Source organism: Salmonella sp. NW1250 (assembly GCF_051812965.1).
GTDB classification, from domain to species: domain Bacteria; phylum Pseudomonadota; class Gammaproteobacteria; order Enterobacterales; family Enterobacteriaceae; genus Salmonella; species Salmonella enterica.
Genome location: NZ_JAMNDD010000004.1, coordinates 396126 through 415389 on the forward strand (window position 1 = coordinate 396126; position 19264 = coordinate 415389).

The 19264-nt window shown below is 54.2% G+C and carries 19 protein-coding genes; 9 read left to right on the plus strand and 10 right to left on the minus strand.

What is annotated here, in order from left to right; translation table 11 throughout:
• Positions 1 to 84: 84 nt before the first annotated feature.
• The 3 genes from nirD to tsgA form a co-directional block, all read right to left on the minus strand.
• On the minus strand, positions 85 to 411 hold the full coding sequence (nirD, locus tag NBA72_RS09685) for a nitrite reductase small subunit NirD (RefSeq protein ID WP_000084817.1): 327 nt from the start codon (positions 409 to 411) through the stop codon (positions 85 to 87).
• A complete protein-coding gene (nirB, locus tag NBA72_RS09690; RefSeq protein WP_023224866.1) occupies positions 408 to 2951 on the minus strand; it encodes an NADPH-nitrite reductase large subunit in 2544 nt (847 codons plus the stop codon). Before nirB ends, nirD begins: the two co-directional genes overlap by 4 nt.
• Before the next feature lie 261 nt (positions 2952 to 3212).
• Positions 3213 to 4394, minus strand: a complete 1182-nt coding sequence (tsgA, locus tag NBA72_RS09695) for an MFS transporter TsgA (protein ID WP_000185267.1) — start codon at positions 4392 to 4394, stop codon at positions 3213 to 3215.
• A 276-nt stretch (positions 4395 to 4670) separates the two neighbouring features.
• Here tsgA and ppiA point away from each other — a divergent pair, with 276 nt between their 5' ends.
• The 5 genes from ppiA (at position 4671) to argD (ending at position 8009) form a co-directional block, all read left to right on the plus strand.
• On the plus strand, positions 4671 to 5243 hold the full coding sequence (gene ppiA / locus NBA72_RS09700; protein WP_000920478.1) for a peptidylprolyl isomerase A: 573 nt from the start codon (positions 4671 to 4673) through the stop codon (positions 5241 to 5243).
• A 108-nt stretch (positions 5244 to 5351) separates the two neighbouring features.
• Positions 5352 to 5519 (plus strand): YhfG family protein, encoded by a 168-nt coding sequence (locus tag NBA72_RS09705; protein ID WP_001519136.1) that lies wholly within the window; start codon positions 5352 to 5354, stop codon positions 5517 to 5519.
• A complete protein-coding gene (locus NBA72_RS09710; protein ID WP_001280675.1) occupies positions 5509 to 6111 on the plus strand; it encodes a putative adenosine monophosphate-protein transferase Fic in 603 nt (200 codons plus the stop codon). Before NBA72_RS09705 ends, NBA72_RS09710 begins: the two co-directional genes overlap by 11 nt.
• A 31-nt stretch (positions 6112 to 6142) precedes the next feature.
• Positions 6143 to 6706: an aminodeoxychorismate synthase component 2 gene (gene pabA, locus NBA72_RS09715; RefSeq protein ID WP_000601880.1), complete on the plus strand. Its 564-nt coding sequence runs from the start codon at positions 6143 to 6145 to the stop codon at positions 6704 to 6706.
• Positions 6707 to 6791: 85 nt separating this feature from the next.
• Positions 6792 to 8009 (plus strand): bifunctional acetylornithine/succinyldiaminopimelate transaminase, encoded by a 1218-nt coding sequence (gene argD / locus NBA72_RS09720; RefSeq protein ID WP_001631070.1) that lies wholly within the window; start codon positions 6792 to 6794, stop codon positions 8007 to 8009.
• 42 nt (positions 8010 to 8051) lie between these two features.
• On the opposite strand, the gene NBA72_RS09725 is transcribed toward argD, so the two are convergent.
• Together NBA72_RS09725 and crp are read right to left on the minus strand one after the other, a co-directional pair.
• Positions 8052 to 10139 carry a YccS/YhfK family putative transporter gene (locus NBA72_RS09725; RefSeq protein WP_000269311.1) on the minus strand — a complete coding sequence of 696 codons (2088 nt, stop codon included), beginning with the start codon at positions 10137 to 10139 and terminating at the stop codon, positions 8052 to 8054.
• A gap of 48 nt (positions 10140 to 10187) precedes the next feature.
• A complete protein-coding gene (crp, locus tag NBA72_RS09730) occupies positions 10188 to 10820 on the minus strand; it encodes a cAMP-activated global transcriptional regulator CRP (RefSeq protein ID WP_000242758.1) in 633 nt (210 codons plus the stop codon).
• 307 nt (positions 10821 to 11127) lie between these two features.
• On the opposite strand from crp, the gene NBA72_RS09735 reads away from it, so the two are divergent.
• Positions 11128 to 11532 (plus strand): OsmC family protein, encoded by a 405-nt coding sequence (locus NBA72_RS09735; RefSeq protein WP_001148919.1) that lies wholly within the window; start codon positions 11128 to 11130, stop codon positions 11530 to 11532.
• A 95-nt stretch (positions 11533 to 11627) separates the two neighbouring features.
• On the opposite strand, the gene NBA72_RS09740 is transcribed toward NBA72_RS09735, so the two are convergent.
• The 3 genes from NBA72_RS09740 to NBA72_RS09750 are packed head-to-tail and all read right to left on the minus strand — an operon-like array spanning position 11628 to position 13831.
• The gene (locus NBA72_RS09740) at positions 11628 to 12497 is read right to left on the minus strand and encodes a phosphoribulokinase (protein ID WP_001274690.1); all 870 of its coding nucleotides are present in this window, start codon (positions 12495 to 12497) and stop codon (positions 11628 to 11630) included.
• A 51-nt stretch (positions 12498 to 12548) separates the two neighbouring features.
• Positions 12549 to 12767 carry a YheU family protein gene (locus NBA72_RS09745; RefSeq protein ID WP_000586568.1) on the minus strand — a complete coding sequence of 73 codons (219 nt, stop codon included), beginning with the start codon at positions 12765 to 12767 and terminating at the stop codon, positions 12549 to 12551.
• The gene (locus NBA72_RS09750) at positions 12764 to 13831 is read right to left on the minus strand and encodes a hydrolase (RefSeq protein ID WP_001214116.1); all 1068 of its coding nucleotides are present in this window, start codon (positions 13829 to 13831) and stop codon (positions 12764 to 12766) included. The genes NBA72_RS09745 and NBA72_RS09750 overlap by 4 nt, the downstream gene beginning before the upstream one ends.
• Positions 13832 to 14028: 197 nt before the next feature.
• Between NBA72_RS09750 and NBA72_RS09755 the strand changes: the two genes are divergently transcribed.
• Positions 14029 to 14340, plus strand: a complete 312-nt coding sequence (locus NBA72_RS09755) for a monooxygenase (protein WP_000047690.1) — start codon at positions 14029 to 14031, stop codon at positions 14338 to 14340.
• 1 nt (position 14341) lies between these two features.
• Here the strand turns inward: NBA72_RS09755 and NBA72_RS09760 are convergent, their stop codons facing one another.
• Complete coding sequence (locus NBA72_RS09760) at positions 14342 to 14563, minus strand: helix-turn-helix domain-containing protein (RefSeq protein WP_042948430.1); 222 nt, start codon at positions 14561 to 14563, stop codon at positions 14342 to 14344.
• A 162-nt stretch (positions 14564 to 14725) separates the two neighbouring features.
• Complete coding sequence (locus tag NBA72_RS09765; RefSeq protein ID WP_039589920.1) at positions 14726 to 16633, minus strand: ABC transporter ATP-binding protein; 1908 nt, start codon at positions 16631 to 16633, stop codon at positions 14726 to 14728.
• 265 nt (positions 16634 to 16898) lie between these two features.
• On the opposite strand from NBA72_RS09765, the gene kefG reads away from it, so the two are divergent.
• Positions 16899 to 17450, plus strand: coding sequence for a glutathione-regulated potassium-efflux system ancillary protein KefG (kefG, locus tag NBA72_RS09770; RefSeq protein ID WP_000081820.1), 552 nt, complete (start codon positions 16899 to 16901; stop codon positions 17448 to 17450).
• Entirely contained in the window at positions 17450 to 19255 is a 1806-nt protein-coding gene (gene kefB / locus NBA72_RS09775) for a glutathione-regulated potassium-efflux system protein KefB (protein ID WP_000398141.1), read from the plus strand. Before kefG ends, kefB begins: the two co-directional genes overlap by 1 nt.
• Positions 19256 to 19264: the final 9 nt, after the last annotated feature.

Here is a 19264-nt window from a genome sequence, read left to right on the forward strand (position 1 = left end):
CGATGCAGTACAAATGATTTTGTGATAACAATTAAAATGAAAAAAAATACAAAAAAGGGGAGGCGTTGCGCCTCCCAAAAATAATTAACCGCGCAACTGCACCACGCCGTCTTTTACCCGCGCGTCGTACTGTTTCACAGAGAACTGCTCATCTTCCATGCACAAACCATCGCTCAGGCGGAAGCGCTGCTTTTTCAACGGGCTGGCGACCCACAGTTCGCCCTGATGTTCCGCAATCAGTCCACGAGACAGCACGCTGGCCTCAAAGAACGGGTCGATGTTGCTGATCGCGAACACCTGATCGCTATGGTAAGGACGGAAAATCGCCACCTGTTCGCCGCCTGACAGCGCGCAGACGCCGGTTCCCGGCAGGATGTCATCGATTTTGCAGATGTTTTGCCACTGACTCATGCGTTTTCCTCCACCAGAGTGACCGGGATACGTTCATACGGCGTGGCCGGTCGATGCTGTTCACGTTCCGGGACGACCTGGACATTTGGGTCGCGCTTGTCGCTGTTGATGAAGTGTTTGAAACGAACCTGCGCCGCTGGCGTGTTGACGGTCTCCGTCCACTCGCAGACCACCGCTGCGCGCAGGCGCGCCATCTCTTCTTCCAGATGTTCGTTCAGGCCCAGCTTATCGTCGATGATGACCGATTTCAGATAGTCGATGCCGCCTTCCAGGTTATCTAACCACGGCGCGGTACGGGTCAGCTTATCGGCAGTACGGATGTAGAACATCATAAAGCGGTCGAGGTACTTGATCAGCGTGTCGCGATCGAGATCGGCTGCCAGCAGATCCGCATGACGCGGTTTCATGCCGCCGTTACCGCAGACGTACAGGTTCCAGCCTTTCTCAGTGGCGATAATGCCGACATCTTTACCCTGCGCTTCCGCACATTCACGGGTACAGCCGGAGACGCCGAACTTCATTTTGTGCGGGGTGCGAATGCCTTTGTAGCGGTTTTCCAGCTCCACGCCGAAACCGACGCTGTCGCCCACGCCGTAGCGGCACCAGGTGCTGCCGACGCAGGTTTTCGCCATCCGCAGCGCTTTGGCATACGCGTGACCGGTTTCGAAACCGGCTTCAATCAGTTGACGCCAGATTTCCGGCAGATCGTCTTTTTGCGCGCCAAACAGACCGATACGCTGAGAACCGGTAATTTTGGTATAGAGGTTAAACTCGCGGGCGATACGACCCACGGCCACCAGACCTTCCGGGGTGATTTCACCGCCAGCGGAGCGCGGGATCACCGAGTAAGTACCGTCTTTCTGGATATTCGCCAGGAAGTTATCGTTAGTATCCTGTAGCGGCGTGTGCTGCGGTTTGAGGATGTATTCGTTCCAGCACGACGCCAGCAGCGAACCGACGGTCGGCTTACACACTTCGCAGCCGTAGCCTTTACCGTGTTTCGCCAGCAGTTCTTCAAAGGTTTTGATACCTTCCACGCGGATTAAGTGGAACAGTTCCTGACGAGAATAAGCAAAGTGCTCGCACAGGTTGTTGTTGACTTCAATACCCTGTTTCGCCAGTTCGGCGTTCAGTACCTGCGTCACCAGCGGGATGCAGCCGCCGCAGCCGGTTCCGGCTTTGGTTTCCGCTTTCAGCGCCGCCACGGTATGGCAGCCTTTATTGATAGCGGCGATCAGATCGCCTTTAGTCACATCGAAGCAGGAGCAGATCTGCGCGCTGTCCGGCAGTTTATCCACGCCGATAGCGGGTTTACCACTGCTCGCGTGCGACGGCAGGATCAGTGAATCCGGGTTTTCCGGCAGTTCGATGGCATTCAGTACCAGTTGCAGCAAATTGCCGTAATCGCTGGTGTCACCGACCAGTACTGCGCCGAGCAGCGTTTTGTTATCTTCGCTGACAATAAGACGTTTGTAGACTTCTTTGCTTTCATCGAGGTAAACGTAGCTACGCGCGCCCGGCGTGCGGCCATGCGCGTCGCCGATGCCGCCGACGTCCACGCCCAGCAGCTTCAGTTTGGCGCTGAGATCCGCGCCTTCAAAGGCGTTTGCACTGCCGAGGATATGGTCAACGGCAACCTGGGCCATTTTATAGCCCGGTGCGACCAGACCGTAAACGCGGTTGTTCCAACTGGCGCACTCGCCGATAGCGTAGATATCCGGGTCAGACGTCTGGCAGGTGTCGTTAATCACGATACCGCCGCGCTGCGCGACGGCCAGACCGCACTGGGTAGCCAGCTTGTCGCGGGGGCGAATACCGGTAGAGAAGACGATAAAATCGACTTCCAGCTCGCTGCCGTCGGCAAAACGCATAGTCTTACGCGCTTCGTTACCCTGCTGAACAATCTCTTGCGTGTTTTTACTGGTGTGTACACGCACGCCCATGCTTTCGATCTTGCGACGTAGCTGCTCGCCGCCCATCTGATCGAGCTGTTCCGCCATCAGCATTGGCGCAAATTCAATGACGTGCGTTTCCACGCCGAGGTTTTTCAGCGCGCCAGCGGCTTCCAGCCCCAGCAGACCGCCGCCGACCACCGCCCCGCGCTTGCTGCGACGGGCGCAGGCTTCGATAGCGTTGAGGTCTTCAATGGTACGGTAAACGAAGCAATCCTGGGTTTCGGAGCCTTTAATCGGCGGAATCCACGGATATGAACCGGTCGCCATGATCAGCTTGTCATAATAAACGGTACGACCCGCGCTGGAGTGAATCACTTTCTCCTGACGGTTAATGGTAATTGCGCGTTCGCCAACCAGTACCTTCACGCCGTGCTTCTCGTAAAATCCTTCACGCACCAGAGAGAGCTCTTCCGCGGTGTGGTGAGAGAAGTAGGATGACAGGTGGACACGGTCATAGGCTTTACGGGGTTCTTCACAGAACACGGTAATGTCGAACAGGCTAGCGTCGGATTTATCAAGGAGATCCTCAATAAAGCGGTGGCCGACCATACCATTACCGATAATAGCGAGTCTGACTTTGCTCATTTTTGCCTCAATTTCTTTTCTATTACCGCCTACCTTAACGATTCAGCAACCCCGCTTATTGATGTAAATCAAATTCACCTTTATATACCTCTTAATGGGTATATGGCTGATTTGTCTGGATTTTTATAAGTGGCGGAATTGTCAGGCTTTTCAGGTTTGTACAAATAACATACAAAATGAGGGGTTTTTAGACCAACAGGCCTACCTCGTCAGGAGGGGGATAGAGTGCCGGAGGGCGACGTCGCCATCCGGCAAGGATTATCAATGCGTAGCCGGCGCGCTATGTTGGCGATGACGGGACACAAAGCCGAGCGCAAAGCACATCACAAAGACCACCGCATACAGACCATTCGCGGTGAGTAACGCCGCCTGTGGGCCGCTGTGCGCCACAATCGGGCCGGTGACGACGAAGGTCAGCATCGTTCCTATGGTGCCGCAGGTCAGAATAAAGTTAACCAGCTTAGGCGAGGCCACTTTCGTTTGCTGCGATCCCAGCGTAATGATGGAGGTATAAATGGCGCTGGAGAAGAAGCCCAGCGTCAGAATAAACCACGGCATATGGGCCTGCGTGCCGGTAATAAACAGATACATCAGTACCGCCGCCATACCCGCCAGTACGGTCAGAATGCGTTGCAGATCGAAAAAGCGCAGGATAAAGCTGAACGCCCACATGCCAAACATATAGGACATCCAGAAATCACTCACCAGCGCCCCGGCGTCATTCAGGCTCATGCCGAGGCCTTTGGCGTATTCCGGCACCCAGGAGATAAAGCCTAATTGACCGAGGATATAGCACAGCGCGGCGACGGCGAGAAACAGTACGCCAATGCCCCATTTTTCTTTGACGACAGGTGCCTGAGAGTGCTGCGCATGTTTACCCAGCGCCGGAAATTCACAGCCGAAGGTCAGGATGAAAATCGCCAGGTAGACCAGGCCGATGCAGGCGTAGACCCAGTACCACTCAATACTACGCGCCAGCAGGAAGGCGGCGACCATAGGAAAAATCATCCCCGCCATGCTGAAGAAGGAGTCGGTAAACAGCAGTCGGGAACCGCGCTGACGCCCTTCATACAGTTGCGTAATCAGGAAGGTGCCAATCGACATGGTGATCCCGCTGACCAGCCCCAGCACAAACATCGCCGCTGAGAACAACGCCAGGCTGTGGCTGAACATCAGCCCGGCCACCGCCAGCACCATCAGGATAAAACCAAAGCGTAGCTGTGTTTTCAGCGGGATGATTTCCATCAGCCACGCATTGAGGAAGATCGAGATCAAAATCCCGGCGTTCAGGAAAGTAAAGGTGTTACTCATGCTGGAAACGGGCAGCTGAAAATAGTCTGCGATATTTCCCATCACCATCCCGGTGACAATCACCAGCGCCCCGGTCAGGGCGTAGGAAAGAAAGCTGATCCATGTGAGCTTGATGCGGTTGCTGTTAGTCATGTCTGGCCTTGAAGAGAAGTGAAGCGCGTGGAGGGCGCGTTAAGCGGGCAGATTTTAGGCGCTTTTGTGATGCATTTAAATAATTATTAGTGATAGTAATGTTCATTACATTTTTTAATATGATGTTTGTCACATCATATTGCAAGAATACGGCGTTGCGTCGTAACGTTACATTTGTTTCATATACGTAAAATTAGGTAAAGGGCTGGCCTGGCCCAGGAAGGCTCTTTAAAATCATTCCACTTGCTTTATTTCTGCTCTCTTTAAGGAAATCTCATGCTCAAATCGACTCTGGCGGCTGTCGCAGCTGTTTTCGCTCTTTCTGCTCTTTCTCCCGCAGCGTTGGCAGCAAAAGGCGATCCTCATGTGCTGTTAACCACCTCCGCCGGGAATATTGAGCTGGAGCTGAACAGCCAGAAAGCGCCGGTTTCTGTGAAAAACTTTGTCGATTACGTCAACAGTGGTTTCTATAACAACACTACGTTTCACCGAGTTATTCCTGGCTTTATGATTCAGGGCGGTGGTTTTAACGAGCAGATGCAGCAGAAGAAACCGAATCCGCCTATTAAGAATGAAGCCGACAACGGTCTGCGTAATACTCGCGGCACGATCGCGATGGCGCGCACCGCAGATAAAGACAGCGCCACCAGCCAGTTCTTTATTAACGTCGCGGATAACGCTTTTCTCGACCACGGCCAGCGCGACTTTGGCTATGCGGTATTTGGTAAAGTGGTAAAAGGTATGGATGTCGCCGATAAAATCTCACAGGTACCGACGCACGATGTCGGGCCTTATCAGAATGTGCCGACAAAACCAGTCGTTATCCTTTCCGCGAAAGTCCTGCCATAAAACATGCCTGCGCGGGCGCGAGCCGCCCGCGTTTTCTCCCTGTCTCAGCGTAACCTGAAATTGCTGCTTATACTTGTGGTCAAGCACAGACATATTCAGGGAGGCCCGGTGAAGAAACTTACCGATAAACAAAAGTCACGCTTTTGGGAACAGCGGCGCAACGTTAACTTCCAGCAAAGCCGCCGTCTCGAAGGTATTGAGATCCCTTTAGTAACTCTGACCGCCGATGAAGCGCTGGCACGTCTTGACGAGCTTCGGAGGCACTATGAGCGATAAATTTGGCGAAGGGCGCGATCCGTACCTCTATCCGGGGCTGAATGTGATGCGTAATCGGCTGGGGATTCATCAGGCCCAGCGACTGGCGCAAGCGGCATATGAAATGACCGCGCTCCGTGCCGCCACGATTGAACTGGGGCCGCTGGTACGCGGCTTGCCTCATCTGTGCGCGATTCATCGCCAGCTCTATCAGGATATTTTCGACTGGGCAGGGCAACTGCGGGAGGTCGATATTTACCAGGGCGATACCCGTTTCTGCCACTTTGCCTATATCGAAAAAGAGGGCAACGCTCTGATGCAGGATCTGGAAGAAGAGGGCTATCTGGTCGGTCTGGCGCACGAGAAGTTTGTCGAGCGGCTGGCGCATTACTACTGCGAAATTAACGTGCTTCATCCGTTTCGTTTGGGGAGCGGGCTGGCGCAGCGCATCTTCTTTGAACAACTGGCGTTACATGCAGGCTATGCGCTGAGTTGGCAAGGTATTGCGGTTGAAACATGGAAGCAGGCGAACCAGAGCGGCGCGATGGGCGATCTCTCCGCTTTGCAGGCGATTTTTCAGAAAGCGATAAGCGAAGCTCGCGAAACTGAGTAAAATAGTGCGGTTCTACTCACCCGGAGCCGCCATGATCCTGCTTATCGATAACTATGATTCCTTTACCTGGAACCTCTACCAGTATTTTTGTGAACTGGGCGCGGAAGTGCAGGTCCGGCGCAATGATGCGCTGACGCTGGCGCACATTGACGCTTTGAACCCGCAAAAAATCGTTATCTCTCCTGGCCCCTGTACGCCGAATGACGCTGGCATTTCACTGGCGGTCATCCGCCATTATGCCGGACGTATTCCGATGCTGGGCGTTTGCCTGGGTCATCAGGCGATGGCGCAGGCCTTTGGCGCGTCGGTGGTGCGGGCAGCGAAAGTGATGCACGGTAAAACGTCACCTGTTACGCATAATGGACAGGGCGTGTTTCGGGGATTGCCCAGCCCGTTAACCGTGACACGTTACCACTCGCTGATTGTCGACCCTGCCACGTTGCCAGAGTGTTTTGAGATCACCGCCTGGAGCGAAACGCAGGAGATTATGGGCATTCGCCACCGCGAGTGGGATCTGGAAGGCGTGCAGTTCCACCCGGAAAGTATTCTCAGCGAACAAGGACACGCTCTGCTGAAAAATTTCCTCCGGCGTTGATTTGTGGTTGCTATTGAGTGATTTTTTATTCATATTTTGTGATTATAATTTCACTGGCATTTCTACTTAACCGGGTGGTAATGATATGGCAACTGAACAAACGGCTATTACGCGCGCAACTTTTGATGAGGTAATTCTGCCTGTTTATGCACCGGCGGACTTTATTCCGGTCAAAGGTAAAGGCAGCCGCGTATGGGATCAGCAGGGCAAAGAGTATATCGATTTCGCCGGCGGGATTGCAGTGACTGCGCTGGGCCATTGCCATCCGGCACTGGTCGAGGCGCTGAAATCCCAGGGGGAAACCTTGTGGCATACCAGTAACGTTTTTACCAATGAACCAGCGTTGCGTCTGGGACGTAAACTGATCGACGCCACGTTTGCCGAGCGCGTGCTGTTTATGAATTCCGGCACCGAAGCGAACGAAACCGCTTTTAAACTGGCGCGTCATTATGCCTGCGTGCGCCATAGCCCGTTCAAAACGAAAATCATTGCCTTCCATAACGCCTTTCATGGCCGTTCCTTGTTTACCGTCTCTGTAGGCGGGCAGCCGAAATATTCCGACGGCTTTGGGCCAAAACCCGCCGATATTATTCACGTTCCCTTCAACGATCTTCATGCGGTGAAAGCGGTAATGGATGACCACACCTGCGCGGTGGTGGTCGAGCCGATTCAGGGTGAAGGCGGCGTGCAGGCGGCTACATCGGAATTCCTCAAAGGGTTACGCGACCTGTGTGACGAGCATCAGGCGTTGCTGGTGTTTGATGAAGTGCAGTGTGGGATGGGGCGCACCGGAGACCTGTTTGCCTATATGCACTACGGCGTCACGCCGGATATCCTCACCAGCGCCAAAGCGTTAGGCGGCGGTTTTCCGGTGAGCGCCATGCTGACCACGCAGGAGATCGCCTCGGCCTTCCATGTCGGTTCGCACGGTTCAACCTATGGCGGCAATCCGCTGGCCTGTGCGGTGGCTGGCGCGGCATTCGATATTATTAATACGCCAGAGGTACTACAAGGTATTCACACTAAGCGGCAACAGTTTGTGCAACATTTGCAGGCGATTGACGAGCAATTTGACATTTTCAGCGATATTCGCGGCATGGGTCTGCTGATTGGCGCGGAACTGAAGCCGAAGTACAAAGGCCGGGCGCGCGATTTTCTGTACGCAGGAGCGGAGGCCGGCGTGATGGTGCTCAATGCCGGAGCCGACGTGATGCGTTTTGCCCCGTCGCTGGTGGTGGAAGAGGCGGATATCAATGAAGGAATGCAGCGCTTTGCGCAGGCGGTAGGGAAGGTGGTGGCCTGATGGCGGATTGCCGGATAAGCGTAGCGCATCCGGCAGTCGGACTTAACCTTTTGTATCCCGTAGCCGCTTACTCAGCCAGATACCGTGATGCGGACGCTGACGCCAGGCCATCGACGAAATGGTGTGCATGGTGTTCAGATGGCCAATGATGCGCTGTAAATGTTGTTCCAGAGTGCTCAATAAGCCATGTGACGGCATGTCCGGCGACTCCAGAATATTGACATCGCCGGAGCCGCCTGGCCTGTCGTACTCCAGGCGCTGCTGGCAGCGCTGAATCGCAATCTCGCAAGATTCCAGATAGCGCTGCGCCAGATCCGGCGTCAGCATGGTGTGTTCCCGCGCCAGCGTCGTCATGGCGTTGATATGCTCGACAATAAACTGGCTGTGCGTGACCCACAGTTTCATATCCGACAGATAGTGGGTATTGAACCCGGGTTCCTGCATTGCCTGATTTAACGAGTTGAATAACGTGTTATGCGCCTGGTTGACCCGCATTCTTTGATAAGCGAGCGGGGTGGCTTGCGGATCGTTACTGAGGATCAGTCGGATAGCTTCTTGATCGGCTTCCAGCGCATCATGGGCGTTTTTACGTAATAGCCCGCTTTGCCATTGCGGCCACAGCCAGACCATGCCGCCAAAGGCAATTAAACAGCCAATCAGCGTATCGATCAGCCTCGGCACAATAAACTGCTCTCCGTTTAACGTCAGTAACTGGATGGTGTATACCGCCGTCACCGTAAAGCCGACCGTCGCCCAGCCGTAGTTTTTACGAATAATCAGATAACTTGCCAGCGTTAGTACCAGCATGACCGCCAGCGTAATGCTTTCGGGAATATGTAAGTGCAGCGTGACGCCGGCAATCACCAGGCCGACCAGCGTTCCGACCGAACGGTGCAGAATACGTACGCGCGTCGCGCCATAGCCGTTTTGGGTGACAAACAGCACCGTCATGAGGATCCAGTACGGTTTGGGCAGGTGCAACGCGCTGCCCATCAGACTGGCGATGCTCATCATCACGCTGATGCGTCCGGCGTTGCGTAGCGCCGGCGATTTTAGAGACATATAATTTTTCAGCGCCGGAAGTAGCGGCAGGCGACGCTGTTTATCGGCCATCAGGTCGCGGGCGTACAGCGGCCGCTGAGTACGCAGCACACGGGCGATTCGACTGAAGTGCCAATAGCAGAACTGGCCTACCGGATTTTCAGGATGCTGATTGGCGATCTTCTCCAGAGCGCCAATCTGTTTTTCCATGGAGAAGCGCGTCGGCAGACGATGATAAAGAATGTCATCCGCCAGCACGCGCAGACGGGCGGCGACCGTTTGCGCATTCCAGCGAATCACCTCTTCCGCATGGCTGCGTTCTACCAGTTTCTGTACCTCTTCCGGCTGATGCAAGCTGACGGAGATGTGCTCCTGCAAATCCATCGCTTCCTGAAAAGCCCGTAGTAGACGCTTGTAATCATTATTGTTGTGCGCCGAAAGCATATGCATCTGTTGGTAACACTGGGTAATGAGATCGACCGCTTTTTGCTGGCGTATCAGCAGGGGAGGCAGCGCTTTTTCCGGATCGATATGTTGGGTGAGCAGGCTGTATTTCGCTTCACAATAATCGGCCAGTTCACGGTATAACAAACTCAATGACTCGCGCAGCGGCTGTTCGCGCCATAGCCAGAACCAAAACCAGTTAAACACGCCGTACCATAGCGTGCCCAGCGCATAAATGAGCAGCGGCTCCCAGACGGGCATGTATCCCGCAAGACTCAGGGTAAAGATGGCGGCAATCAGCGACGCTGGCAGTAGCCGCGCGTGAAGCGGGCTAATTTCCGCCGTCACGCCAAGCACCAGCGTGAGCCCGGTCAGGATCAACGGCAGGGGGATGGATTCCGCCAGCAGAAGTTGCGTTACCAGACTGCATCCGGCGAACAGCGACGCGCCGATGATCAGGCGTTTAAAAAAACGTTTGTGCGGGGTATCCAGACCTGCAATGTTGCAGCAGGCGGGAACGAGAGAGAAAAGCAAGCCCAGGTGTAGTTGGCCTATCAATAAACCGACAGCCACAGGCAGGCACAGCACCAGCGTTTGCCGTAGTGCGTAATTAATCTCTGGGTGATAAATCAGTCTTCGCCACATCGATGCAAACAAAAATGGCGCATGATAAAACGCGCCATTCTGACGGAATTAACGGGTGCCGTAGACGACGATGGTCTTGCCATGCGCGGAGATCAGGTTTTGATCTTCCAGCATTTTCAAAATACGACCAACGGTTTCGCGGGAGCAGCCGACGATCTGGCCGATTTCCTGACGGGTGATTTTGATCTGCATCCCATCCGGGTGCGTCATGGCATCGGGCTGTTTCGCCAGATTCAGCAGCGTCTGAGCGATACGCCCGGTGACGTCAAGGAAGGCGAGGTTACCTACTTTTTCAGAGGTGACTTGTAAGCGACGAGCCATCTGGGAAGAGAGGCGCATCAGAATATCCGGGTTGACCTGGATTAATTGGCGAAATTTTTTGTAGGAAATTTCAGCGACCTCACATGCGGTTTTCGCACGTACCCAGGCGCTGCGTTCCTGACCTTCTTCAAACAGGCCCAGTTCACCAATAAAATCACCCTGATTCAGATAAGAAAGGATCATTTCTTTCCCTTCCTCATCTTTGATCAGCACTGCCACGGAGCCTTTAACGATGTAGTACAGCGTTTCTGCTTTTTCACCCTGGTGAATCAGCGTGCTCTTTGACGGGTACTTATGAATGTGGCAATGAGACAAGAACCATTCAAGAGTCGGGTCTGTTTGCGGTTTGCCAAGCACCATGCGCGGTTATCCTCTGTTATAAGCTGTCTCCAGAGCCAGAAAACGGCACTGTCTCTGGGGTTGCAAAAATATACTTCCCGCTACCTGGGAAGGGGGCTACGAAAATAGATTGTAGCCTGTAATGTGATGTCCTCTGCATACATGCAGTACGTCAATGTATTACTGTAGCATCTTGTCTGTTTTAGCATAGCTTTCGCCGTGTGTCTCCTGGTGTCTCGCTTCAGCATGACCCAGGTCGCCTTCCATTGCGACTTTTGTTGTATGCGCGTAATCTTTCAGGAAAATTGAAACATTGGAGTTACGAAATATGCAAGCGCGTGTAAAGTGGGTTGAAGGGCTCACGTTCCTCGGAGAGTCCTCCTCCGGCCACCAGATTTTAATGGATGGCAACTCCGGTGACAAAGCGCCGAGTCCGATGGAGATGGTATTAATGGCGGCTGGCGGATGTAGCGCTATTGATGTGGTATCAATCCTGCAAAAGGGCCGTCAGAATGTCACCAACTGCGAAGTGAAGCTGACATCCGAGCGCCGGGAAGACGCGCCGCGCCTGTTTACGCACATTAATCTGCATTTTATCGTTACCGGCAGCGATCTGAAAGAGGCTGCCGTCGCGCGCGCTGTCGATCTCTCCGCGGAAAAATATTGCTCGGTGGCGCTAATGCTGGAAAAAGCGGTCAATATTACCCATTCGTATGAAGTAATTGCGGCGTAACACGTGATGCCGGATGGCGGCGTGGCCTTATCCGGCCTACCTGTTTTTATCTCGTAGGCCCGATAAGAGTAGCGCCATCGGGCATTTCAACGCGGTTATTCGATTTTTTTGCCTTCCATTAATCGTTGCACCAGCGGCAACATAATCAGCTCCATCGCCAGCCCCATTTTGCCGCCCGGCACCACTAATGTATTAATGTGAGAAATGAACGAGCCCTGGAGCATCGCCAGGAGCCAGGGAAAATCGATCCCTTCCAGATTGCGGAAATGGATCACCACAAAACTCTCATCCAGCGAGGGAATACCCTTTGCGGCGAACGGATTGGACGTGTCGACGGTCGGTACGCGCTGGAAGTTGATATGGGTACGCGAGAACTGCGGCGTAATGTAATTGATGTAGTCGTCCATGGAACGCACCACGGAATCCATCACCGCTTCACGGGAGTGTCCGCGCTCGCTGGTGTCGCGAATCAGTTTCTGAATCCACTCGAGGTTGACGATAGGCACCACGCCAACCAACAGATCAACATGACGCGCGACATCATGTTGCGGGGTGACGACGCCGCCGTGCAGTCCTTCATAAAACAGCACATCGGTCGGTTCGGGAAGCGGCTGCCAGGGGGTAAACGTGCCGGGAACCTGATTCCACGGTACGGCTTCATCATAGGTATGCAGATATTTACGCGACTGGCCTTTACCCGTCTGCCCGTACTCAATAAAGGTATGTTCCAGTAGGCTGAAGTCATTGGCTTCAGGCCCGAAATAACTGATATGCCGCCCGGCGTCACGCGCTTTGCGGATCGCCATGTCCATTTCCGGGCGGGTGTAACGATGAAAACTGTCGCCTTCCACCTCGGCGGCGTGCAGATTTAACTGCGCGAAAATTTTACGAAACGCGAGGCTGGTGGTGGTGGTCCCCGCGCCGCTTGACCCTGTTACTGCTATCACCGGATGTTTGGCTGACATGGCAACTCCATGATTGAGCTTTAGTAATAATGTATTGTCGGCAAAGGCGTTTTATTCGCGAAACTGCTTTTTCGGCATAATATTGACCGTTTCATGTAATTCAGACCATACCAGCACGGCCTCGCCGGATTGCAGTTGGCGTTTTACGTCAGCGACTTTTTGTTCAAGCGAACGTTCATGTTCACCATAATCGGTGCCTTCGCGCAACACAAAGCTTTCGATCAGGTTGTCCAGCGTGTCGGGGGCCAGCCCCTGCCAGGGAATGATCATGATGACGCCTCCAGGTACGTTGTCAGCCAGTCAGGAATTCGGCGTTCCAGCCACATTTCAGGGCGCAGCGGCGTACCGCCGATAAATCCTACGTGTCCGCCATGCTCAGTTAGCTGATACTCCACCTGCGGGGGCAGATCTTCCGCTTTAGGGATCACATGATGATCCATAAACGGATCGTCTTTAGCGTGAATAATCAGCGTCGGTTTAGCAATCTGGTTAAGCAACGGCATGGCGCTACACTGACGATAGTAGTCGATGGCGTCGGCAAAGCCGTGAATTTTCGCGGTGATCAGGTCGTCAAACTCGCGAATACGGCGCATTGATTTCAGTTGCGCCAGATTCACCGGCAGCGACCCGGGATACGCCGCCAGCTTGCGTGACGCATTCGCTTTTAACAGATTAAGCAAATAACGCTGATAGACGCGGGAAAACCCTTTGTCCATGTGGTAGCTACAGGCTTCGAGAACAAAGGGCGCAGAAACAATCACCGCCGCCTCGATGGGAATATCGCGGCCTTCTTTCGCCAGCAGGCACGCCAGCATATTACCGCCGAGCGAATAGCCCACGGCGGCTGTCGGAACGGTGCCGAACTCCCGCTGTAGCCAGCGTAAAAACCAGGCTCCGTCCTCCGTTTCACCGGAGTGGTAAATACGATTCAGACGGTTGGGTTCGCCGCTACAGCCGCGAAAGTGCATCACCACGCCCAGCCAGCCGCGCTTTTGCGCCGCCTCAATCAGCCCGTGGGCATAGGGGCTGTTCAGGCTGCCTTCCAGACCGTGAAAGACCACCAGCCGCGGTTTATGCTTTGCCTGTTGCGGTTCTTCGCTCCATGCCAGATCGACAAAATCGCCGTCCGGTAGCTCCAGCCGCTGCCAGTGGGCGTTGAACTTCACTTTGCGGCGGATTAAGCGCGGCAGCATAGTTTGTAAATGGCGATTACGAATGCCACGCATGGGAATAAATTCATGCGAGTCATTGACAGGCGGGGTCATTTCTGTGGACGTGATCTCAACCATAGCACCAGAACAATTGATAATTGGAAACAATACTATACCGCGCATAAGGTTCACAGATTAGTCAATATGTGATTTTACGTTCAATTGGTCGTCTGGCGAAATAAAATTGCGCCTCATTTCACCAGAGGGGGCGGTATGCAAGGCGCGCGCAATACCCCACAGAAATCGCGTGAACCTCTGCATCAGCCGAATTAATCGTGGTAGTGTGGCAACACGATAGTTATGTGACTCAAGGAGAAGGCATGTCGAAGACACTTTTACAGATCCATTTTAACTTTAGCGGCCCTTTTGGCGAGGAGATGACTCAGCAACTGGTCGGGCTGGCGGAGTCTATCAATGAGGAGCCGGGCTTCATCTGGAAAATCTGGACAGAAAGCGAGAAAAACCAGCAAGCTGGCGGCATTTACTTGTTTGAATCCGAAGAAACGGCGCAGGCTTATATTAAAAAACACACTGCGCGTCTGAAAAATCTTGGCGTTGATGAGGTGACGTTTACATTATTTGGCGTGAACGACGCGCTGACGAAAATAAATCACGGCAACCTTTGCCGCTAAATCACATAACGCAGGCTTCTGTTCCGGTGCTGCCGACCGCAACGGTAACCTTTATATCGGGGCGAGTACCGAAGAGGCCTTTATGGACGAACAGCGGACAACGAACGTTCTCTTCCAGCGTGTGCAGCGCCTCGGCGGTGCGGGCGATGTTACCCTTCTCCACAAGCATCATGAAGATGGTGAGCTTGCGGAAGGTAATGTCATCGGTGATTGACAGGTTCATCGTCCGCTCCGTGCGTTAGAGCCTATCCCAGTAGGCGTAATTGTTGAAGCCAGTTTGGGGCAGGACAGCGCGCAGAAACCGGAGCGTACACATAGTACGTGAGGATTTCGAGCACTGCCCGGCCCTAAAATGGCGAATAAAATAGCCTAATGGGATAGGCTCTTAGTCGTTCTGCATCATCTGCTCAAGCTGTTCCTGCGCCTCAAGCCATGCCATTTCACATTCTTCCAGCCCGGATTTGGCGCTGGCCTGCAGTTGCAGACACTCGGTCATCTCCGCTTTACGGCTGGGGTCATACAGGCTGCTGTCGCCGAGCTTCTCTTCCGCCTGCGCTAACTGGGCGTTGAGCTTTTCCATCTCTTTTTCCAGACGGGTAATCTCTTTACGCAGCGGCTGCGTCAGAGTGCGTAGCTCGGCTTCGCGACGCTTCTGATCTTTGCGTGACTGGGCGCTGTTGGCGTTGTTTTCCTTCGGCGCGTCGTCGGCCTGGTTTTCCTGCTTCTGCACGTCGCTCAGCCACTGCTGATAATCTTCCAGGTCGCCGTCGAACGGTTCGACCTTTTTGTCGTGAACCAGATAGAGGTCGTCAGTGGTGGAGCGAATCAGGTGGCGGTCGTGCGACACGACGACCAATGCGCCTTCAAAATCAATCAGCGCTTCGGTGAGCGCCTGGCGCATGTCGAGATCCAGGTGGTTGGTCGGTTCATCGAGCAGCAGCAGATTTGGACGCTGCCAGACGATCAGCGCCAGTACCAGGCGCGCTTTCTCGCCGCCGGAGAAACGTTGCGTCTCTTCCGTTACTTTGTCGCCCTGGAAACCGAAGCCGCCGAGATAGTCGCGCAGCTTCTGCTCCAGTTCCTGCGGCGCCAGACGCGCCATATGCTGCAACGGGGATTCATCGGCGCGCAGGAACTCCAACTGGTGCTGGGCGAAGTAGCCGAGCTTAATGCCTTTGGCGAGGCCGATTTCACCGTGCAACGGTTCCAGTTCGCCCGCCAGCAGCTTGATCAGCGTCGATTTCCCCGCGCCGTTGCGGCCCAGCAGGCCGATACGCGAGCCGGGCACCAGGTTCAGCTTGATGGATTCCAGAATGATGCGATCGCCATAACCTGCGCTGACTTTTTCCATCTTCAGCAGCGGGTTCGGCAGGCTTTCCGGCGCGCGGAAGCTGAAATGGAACGGGTTGTCGACATGAGCCGGGGCAATCAGCTCCATACGCTCCAGCATCTTGATACGGCTTTGCGCCTGCTTGGCCTTGGTGGCCTTGGCGCGGAAACGGTCGATGTAGCTTTGCAGATGCGCCACACGCTCCTGCTGACTCTCATACATCGCCTGCTGTTGCGCCAGGCGCGTGGCGCGCTGAACTTCAAACGCGCTGTAGTTGCCGGTGTACTCGAACAGAGTCTGCTGTTCGATATGGATAATTTTATCCACTATCGGGTCAAGAAAATCGCGATCGTGGGAGATCAAAATCAGGGTGCCCGGATAGCTCTTCAGCCATTTTTCCAGCCAGATAACGGCATCCAGATCGAGGTGGTTGGTCGGTTCGTCGAGCAGCAGTAAATCGGAACGGCAAATCAGCGCCTGGGCCAGGTTAAGGCGCATCCGCCAGCCGCCGGAAAAGTCGCTGACCGGATGTTCCAGCTGATCGTTAGAGAAGCCGAGACCGTGTAGCAGGCTGGCGGCGCGCGAGCGAACGGTCCATGCGTCGATGGCGTCCAGCTTACCGTGTATGGAGGCGATAGCATGTCCGTCGTTACGTTCGTTGGCGTCGTTAAGCTGCGCCTCCAGATGCCGGTATTCACGGTCGCCGTCAATGACATACTCAATCGCTGGCTGAGGCAACGCAGGTGTTTCCTGATTCACCCACGCTAATTGCCAGGTTCCGGGCAGGGTAAAACTCCCGGCATCGGCGCTGATTTCATTTTTTAGCAATGCCAGCAGGGTAGATTTACCGCAGCCGTTTTTACCCACCAGGCCGACTTTCTGGCCTGGATTAATGGTAGCCGAGGCATTGTCCAGTAGGACGCGCACGCCGCGACGAATTTGTAACGAGGAGAAAACAATCATAAGGCGCCGTATGTTCAGACTATGTTAATTTATCATTATGATAATGTAATATTCGGGCGTACCGCCGCGCTGGAGCGCAATGGTAGCTCAAAACAACAACGATACACAAAATCATTCAGGCCGCCTTTGGTGAGGGACAAGAATATCTCTCATTAATCCCCAGCGGCGGACATAGAGTACGTTCCTGAGTTGACCAAACGCTATCAACGTAGAAGCGGCCTGAAGAATGGCATGTATCGACCCAAAACAACCGGGAGGGGGATTGATGTCTCAGCCAGCGAAAGTCTTGCTGTTGTATGCCCATCCGGAATCTCAGGACTCGGTTGCTAACCGGGTACTGCTTAAACCGGCCATACAGCACAATAACGTAACCGTGCACGATCTTTATGCGCGCTATCCTGATTTTTTTATCGACACGCCCTATGAACAAGCCCTGTTACGTGAGCACGACGTCATTGTTTTTCAGCATCCCCTTTACACCTATAGCTGTCCGGCTTTACTGAAAGAATGGCTTGATCGCGTTTTGAGTCGGGGGTTCGCCAGCGGACCAGGGGGAAACCAACTGGTGGGAAAGTACTGGCGTAGCGTGATTACGACCGGCGAGCCGGAGAGCGCTTACCGGTATGACGCGCTAAACCGCTATCCAATGAGCGATGTACTCCGCCCTTTTGAACTGACCGCGGCCATGTGCCGGATGCACTGGATGCCGCCCATTATTGTGTACTGGGCGCGCCGCCAGTCGCCGCAGACGCTGGCCAGTCATGCGAAAGCCTATGGCGAGTGGCTGGCGAATCCTGTGAGCGCGGGAGGCTATTGATGGAAGGTGCTGATTTATTGACCGCGGGAGTGTTGTTCCTCTTCGCGGCGGTGGCGGCGGTGCCGTTAGCCGCCAGGCTGGGCATCGGCGCGGTGCTAGGGTATTTGCTGGCGGGAATCGCCATCGGTCCGTGGGGGCTGGGATTTATCAGCGACGTTGACGAGATCCTGCACTTTTCCGAACTGGGCGTCGTGTTTCTGATGTTTATCATTGGTCTCGAACTCAATCCGTCCCGGCTTTGGCAACTGCGGCGCTCTATCTTCGGCGTCGGCGCTGCTCAGGTGCTGTTAAGCGCGGCGGTGCTGGCGGGATTATTGATGCTTGCTGATTTCTTATGGCAGGCGGCGGTCGTCGGCGGGATTGGCCTGGCGATGTCTTCGACGGCGATGGCGCTACAACTGATGCGCGAGAAAGGCATGAATCGTAGCGAGTCCGGGCAGTTAGGGTTTTCCGTCTTACTGTTTCAGGATTTAGCGGTGATCCCCGCGCTGGCGTTGGTGCCTTTACTGGCGGGATCGGTCGACGAGCATTTCGACTGGTTTAAAGTGGCAATGAAGGTACTGGCTTTCGCGGTAATGCTGATTGGCGGTCGTTACCTGCTGCGCCCGGTATTTCGTTTTATTGCTGCGTCCGGCGTGCGGGAGGTCTTCACTGCCGCGACGCTGTTGCTGGTGTTGAGCGCCGCCTTATTTATGGACGCGCTGGGACTGTCGATGGCCCTGGGAACCTTCATTGCCGGCGTTTTACTGGCAGAGAGTGAATACCGGCATGAGCTGGAAAACGCTATCGATCCCTTTAAAGGTTTACTGCTTGGGCTGTTCTTTATCTCCGTCGGTATGTCGCTAAATCTCGGCGTACTTTATACCCATTTACTGTGGGTGGCGGCGAGCGTTGTTATTCTGGTCGTCATAAAAATGCTGACGCTGTATCTGCTGGCGCGGTTATATGGAATAAGAAGTTCTGAACGGATGCAGTTTGCCAGCGTGCTGAGTCAGGGGGGCGAGTTCGCTTTTGTGCTCTTTTCTACCGCCTCTTCTCAGCGCCTGTTTCAGGGCGACCAGATGGCGTTATTATTGGTGACTGTCACGTTATCAATGATGACCACACCGCTACTGATGAAAGGGATTGATAAGTGGTTATCGCGCCGTCTTAATGGCCCGGAAGAGAATGATGAAAAGCCGTGGGTTGAGGATGATAAGCCCCAGGTGATTGTCGTCGGCTTTGGCCGTTTTGGTCAGGTGATCGCTCGCTTATTGATGGCGAATAAGATGCGTATCACCGTGCTGGAACGCGATATCGGCGCCGTTAATCTGATGCGCAAATATGGTTATAAAGTGTATTACGGCGACGCTACACAAGTCGAGCTGCTGCGTTCTGCGGGCGCGGAGGCGGCGGAGTCGATAGTCATCACGTGTAATGAACCGGAAGACACGATGAAGCTGGTGGCGCTGTGTCAGCAGCATTTCCCTCATCTGCATATTCTTGCGCGAGCGCGTGGACGTGTGGAGGCCCATGAGTTATTACAGGCTGGCGTCACGCAGTTTTCCCGTGAAACGTTTTCCAGCGCGCTGGAATTGGGACGTAAAACTCTGGTGTCGTTAGGTATGCATCCGCATCAGGCGCAACGCGCGCAGTTGCATTTTCGCCGGCTGGATATGCGAATGTTGCGGGAGCTGATCCCGGAGCATAGCGACATGGTACAGATTTCGCGCGCCAGAGAGGCCCGACGCGAACTGGAGGAGATTTTTCAGCGCGAAATGCAACAGGAACGGCGCCAGTTGGATGGCTGGGATGAATTTGAGTAGGGGTAAAAC

What these genes read in the sequence shown, in the direction of transcription:
- nirB (WP_023224866.1), bottom strand. Translation starts at nt 2,951, where the DNA reads ATGAGCAAAGTCAGACTCGCTATTATCGGTAATGGTATGGTCGGCCAC.
- NBA72_RS09760 (WP_042948430.1), bottom strand. Translation starts at nt 14,563, where the DNA reads ATGAACCTGTCAATCACCGATGACATTACCTTCCGCAAGCTCACCATC.
- NBA72_RS09750 (WP_001214116.1), bottom strand. Translation starts at nt 13,831, where the DNA reads ATGCGCGGTATAGTATTGTTTCCAATTATCAATTGTTCTGGTGCTATG.
- NBA72_RS09765 (WP_039589920.1), bottom strand. Translation starts at nt 16,633, where the DNA reads ATGATTGTTTTCTCCTCGTTACAAATTCGTCGCGGCGTGCGCGTCCTA.
- kefG (WP_000081820.1), top strand. Translation starts at nt 16,899, where the DNA reads ATGTCTCAGCCAGCGAAAGTCTTGCTGTTGTATGCCCATCCGGAATCT.
- NBA72_RS09725 (WP_000269311.1), bottom strand. Translation starts at nt 10,139, where the DNA reads ATGTGGCGAAGACTGATTTATCACCCAGAGATTAATTACGCACTACGG.
- NBA72_RS09755 (WP_000047690.1), top strand. Translation starts at nt 14,029, where the DNA reads ATGTCGAAGACACTTTTACAGATCCATTTTAACTTTAGCGGCCCTTTT.
- NBA72_RS09735 (WP_001148919.1), top strand. Translation starts at nt 11,128, where the DNA reads ATGCAAGCGCGTGTAAAGTGGGTTGAAGGGCTCACGTTCCTCGGAGAG.
- NBA72_RS09745 (WP_000586568.1), bottom strand. Translation starts at nt 12,767, where the DNA reads ATGATCATTCCCTGGCAGGGGCTGGCCCCCGACACGCTGGACAACCTG.
- ppiA (WP_000920478.1), top strand. Translation starts at nt 4,671, where the DNA reads ATGCTCAAATCGACTCTGGCGGCTGTCGCAGCTGTTTTCGCTCTTTCT.
- NBA72_RS09710 (WP_001280675.1), top strand. Translation starts at nt 5,509, where the DNA reads ATGAGCGATAAATTTGGCGAAGGGCGCGATCCGTACCTCTATCCGGGG.
- tsgA (WP_000185267.1), bottom strand. Translation starts at nt 4,394, where the DNA reads ATGACTAACAGCAACCGCATCAAGCTCACATGGATCAGCTTTCTTTCC.
- pabA (WP_000601880.1), top strand. Translation starts at nt 6,143, where the DNA reads ATGATCCTGCTTATCGATAACTATGATTCCTTTACCTGGAACCTCTAC.
- nirD (WP_000084817.1), bottom strand. Translation starts at nt 411, where the DNA reads ATGAGTCAGTGGCAAAACATCTGCAAAATCGATGACATCCTGCCGGGA.
- argD (WP_001631070.1), top strand. Translation starts at nt 6,792, where the DNA reads ATGGCAACTGAACAAACGGCTATTACGCGCGCAACTTTTGATGAGGTA.
- NBA72_RS09740 (WP_001274690.1), bottom strand. Translation starts at nt 12,497, where the DNA reads ATGTCAGCCAAACATCCGGTGATAGCAGTAACAGGGTCAAGCGGCGCG.
- crp (WP_000242758.1), bottom strand. Translation starts at nt 10,820, where the DNA reads ATGGTGCTTGGCAAACCGCAAACAGACCCGACTCTTGAATGGTTCTTG.
- kefB (WP_000398141.1), top strand. Translation starts at nt 17,450, where the DNA reads ATGGAAGGTGCTGATTTATTGACCGCGGGAGTGTTGTTCCTCTTCGCG.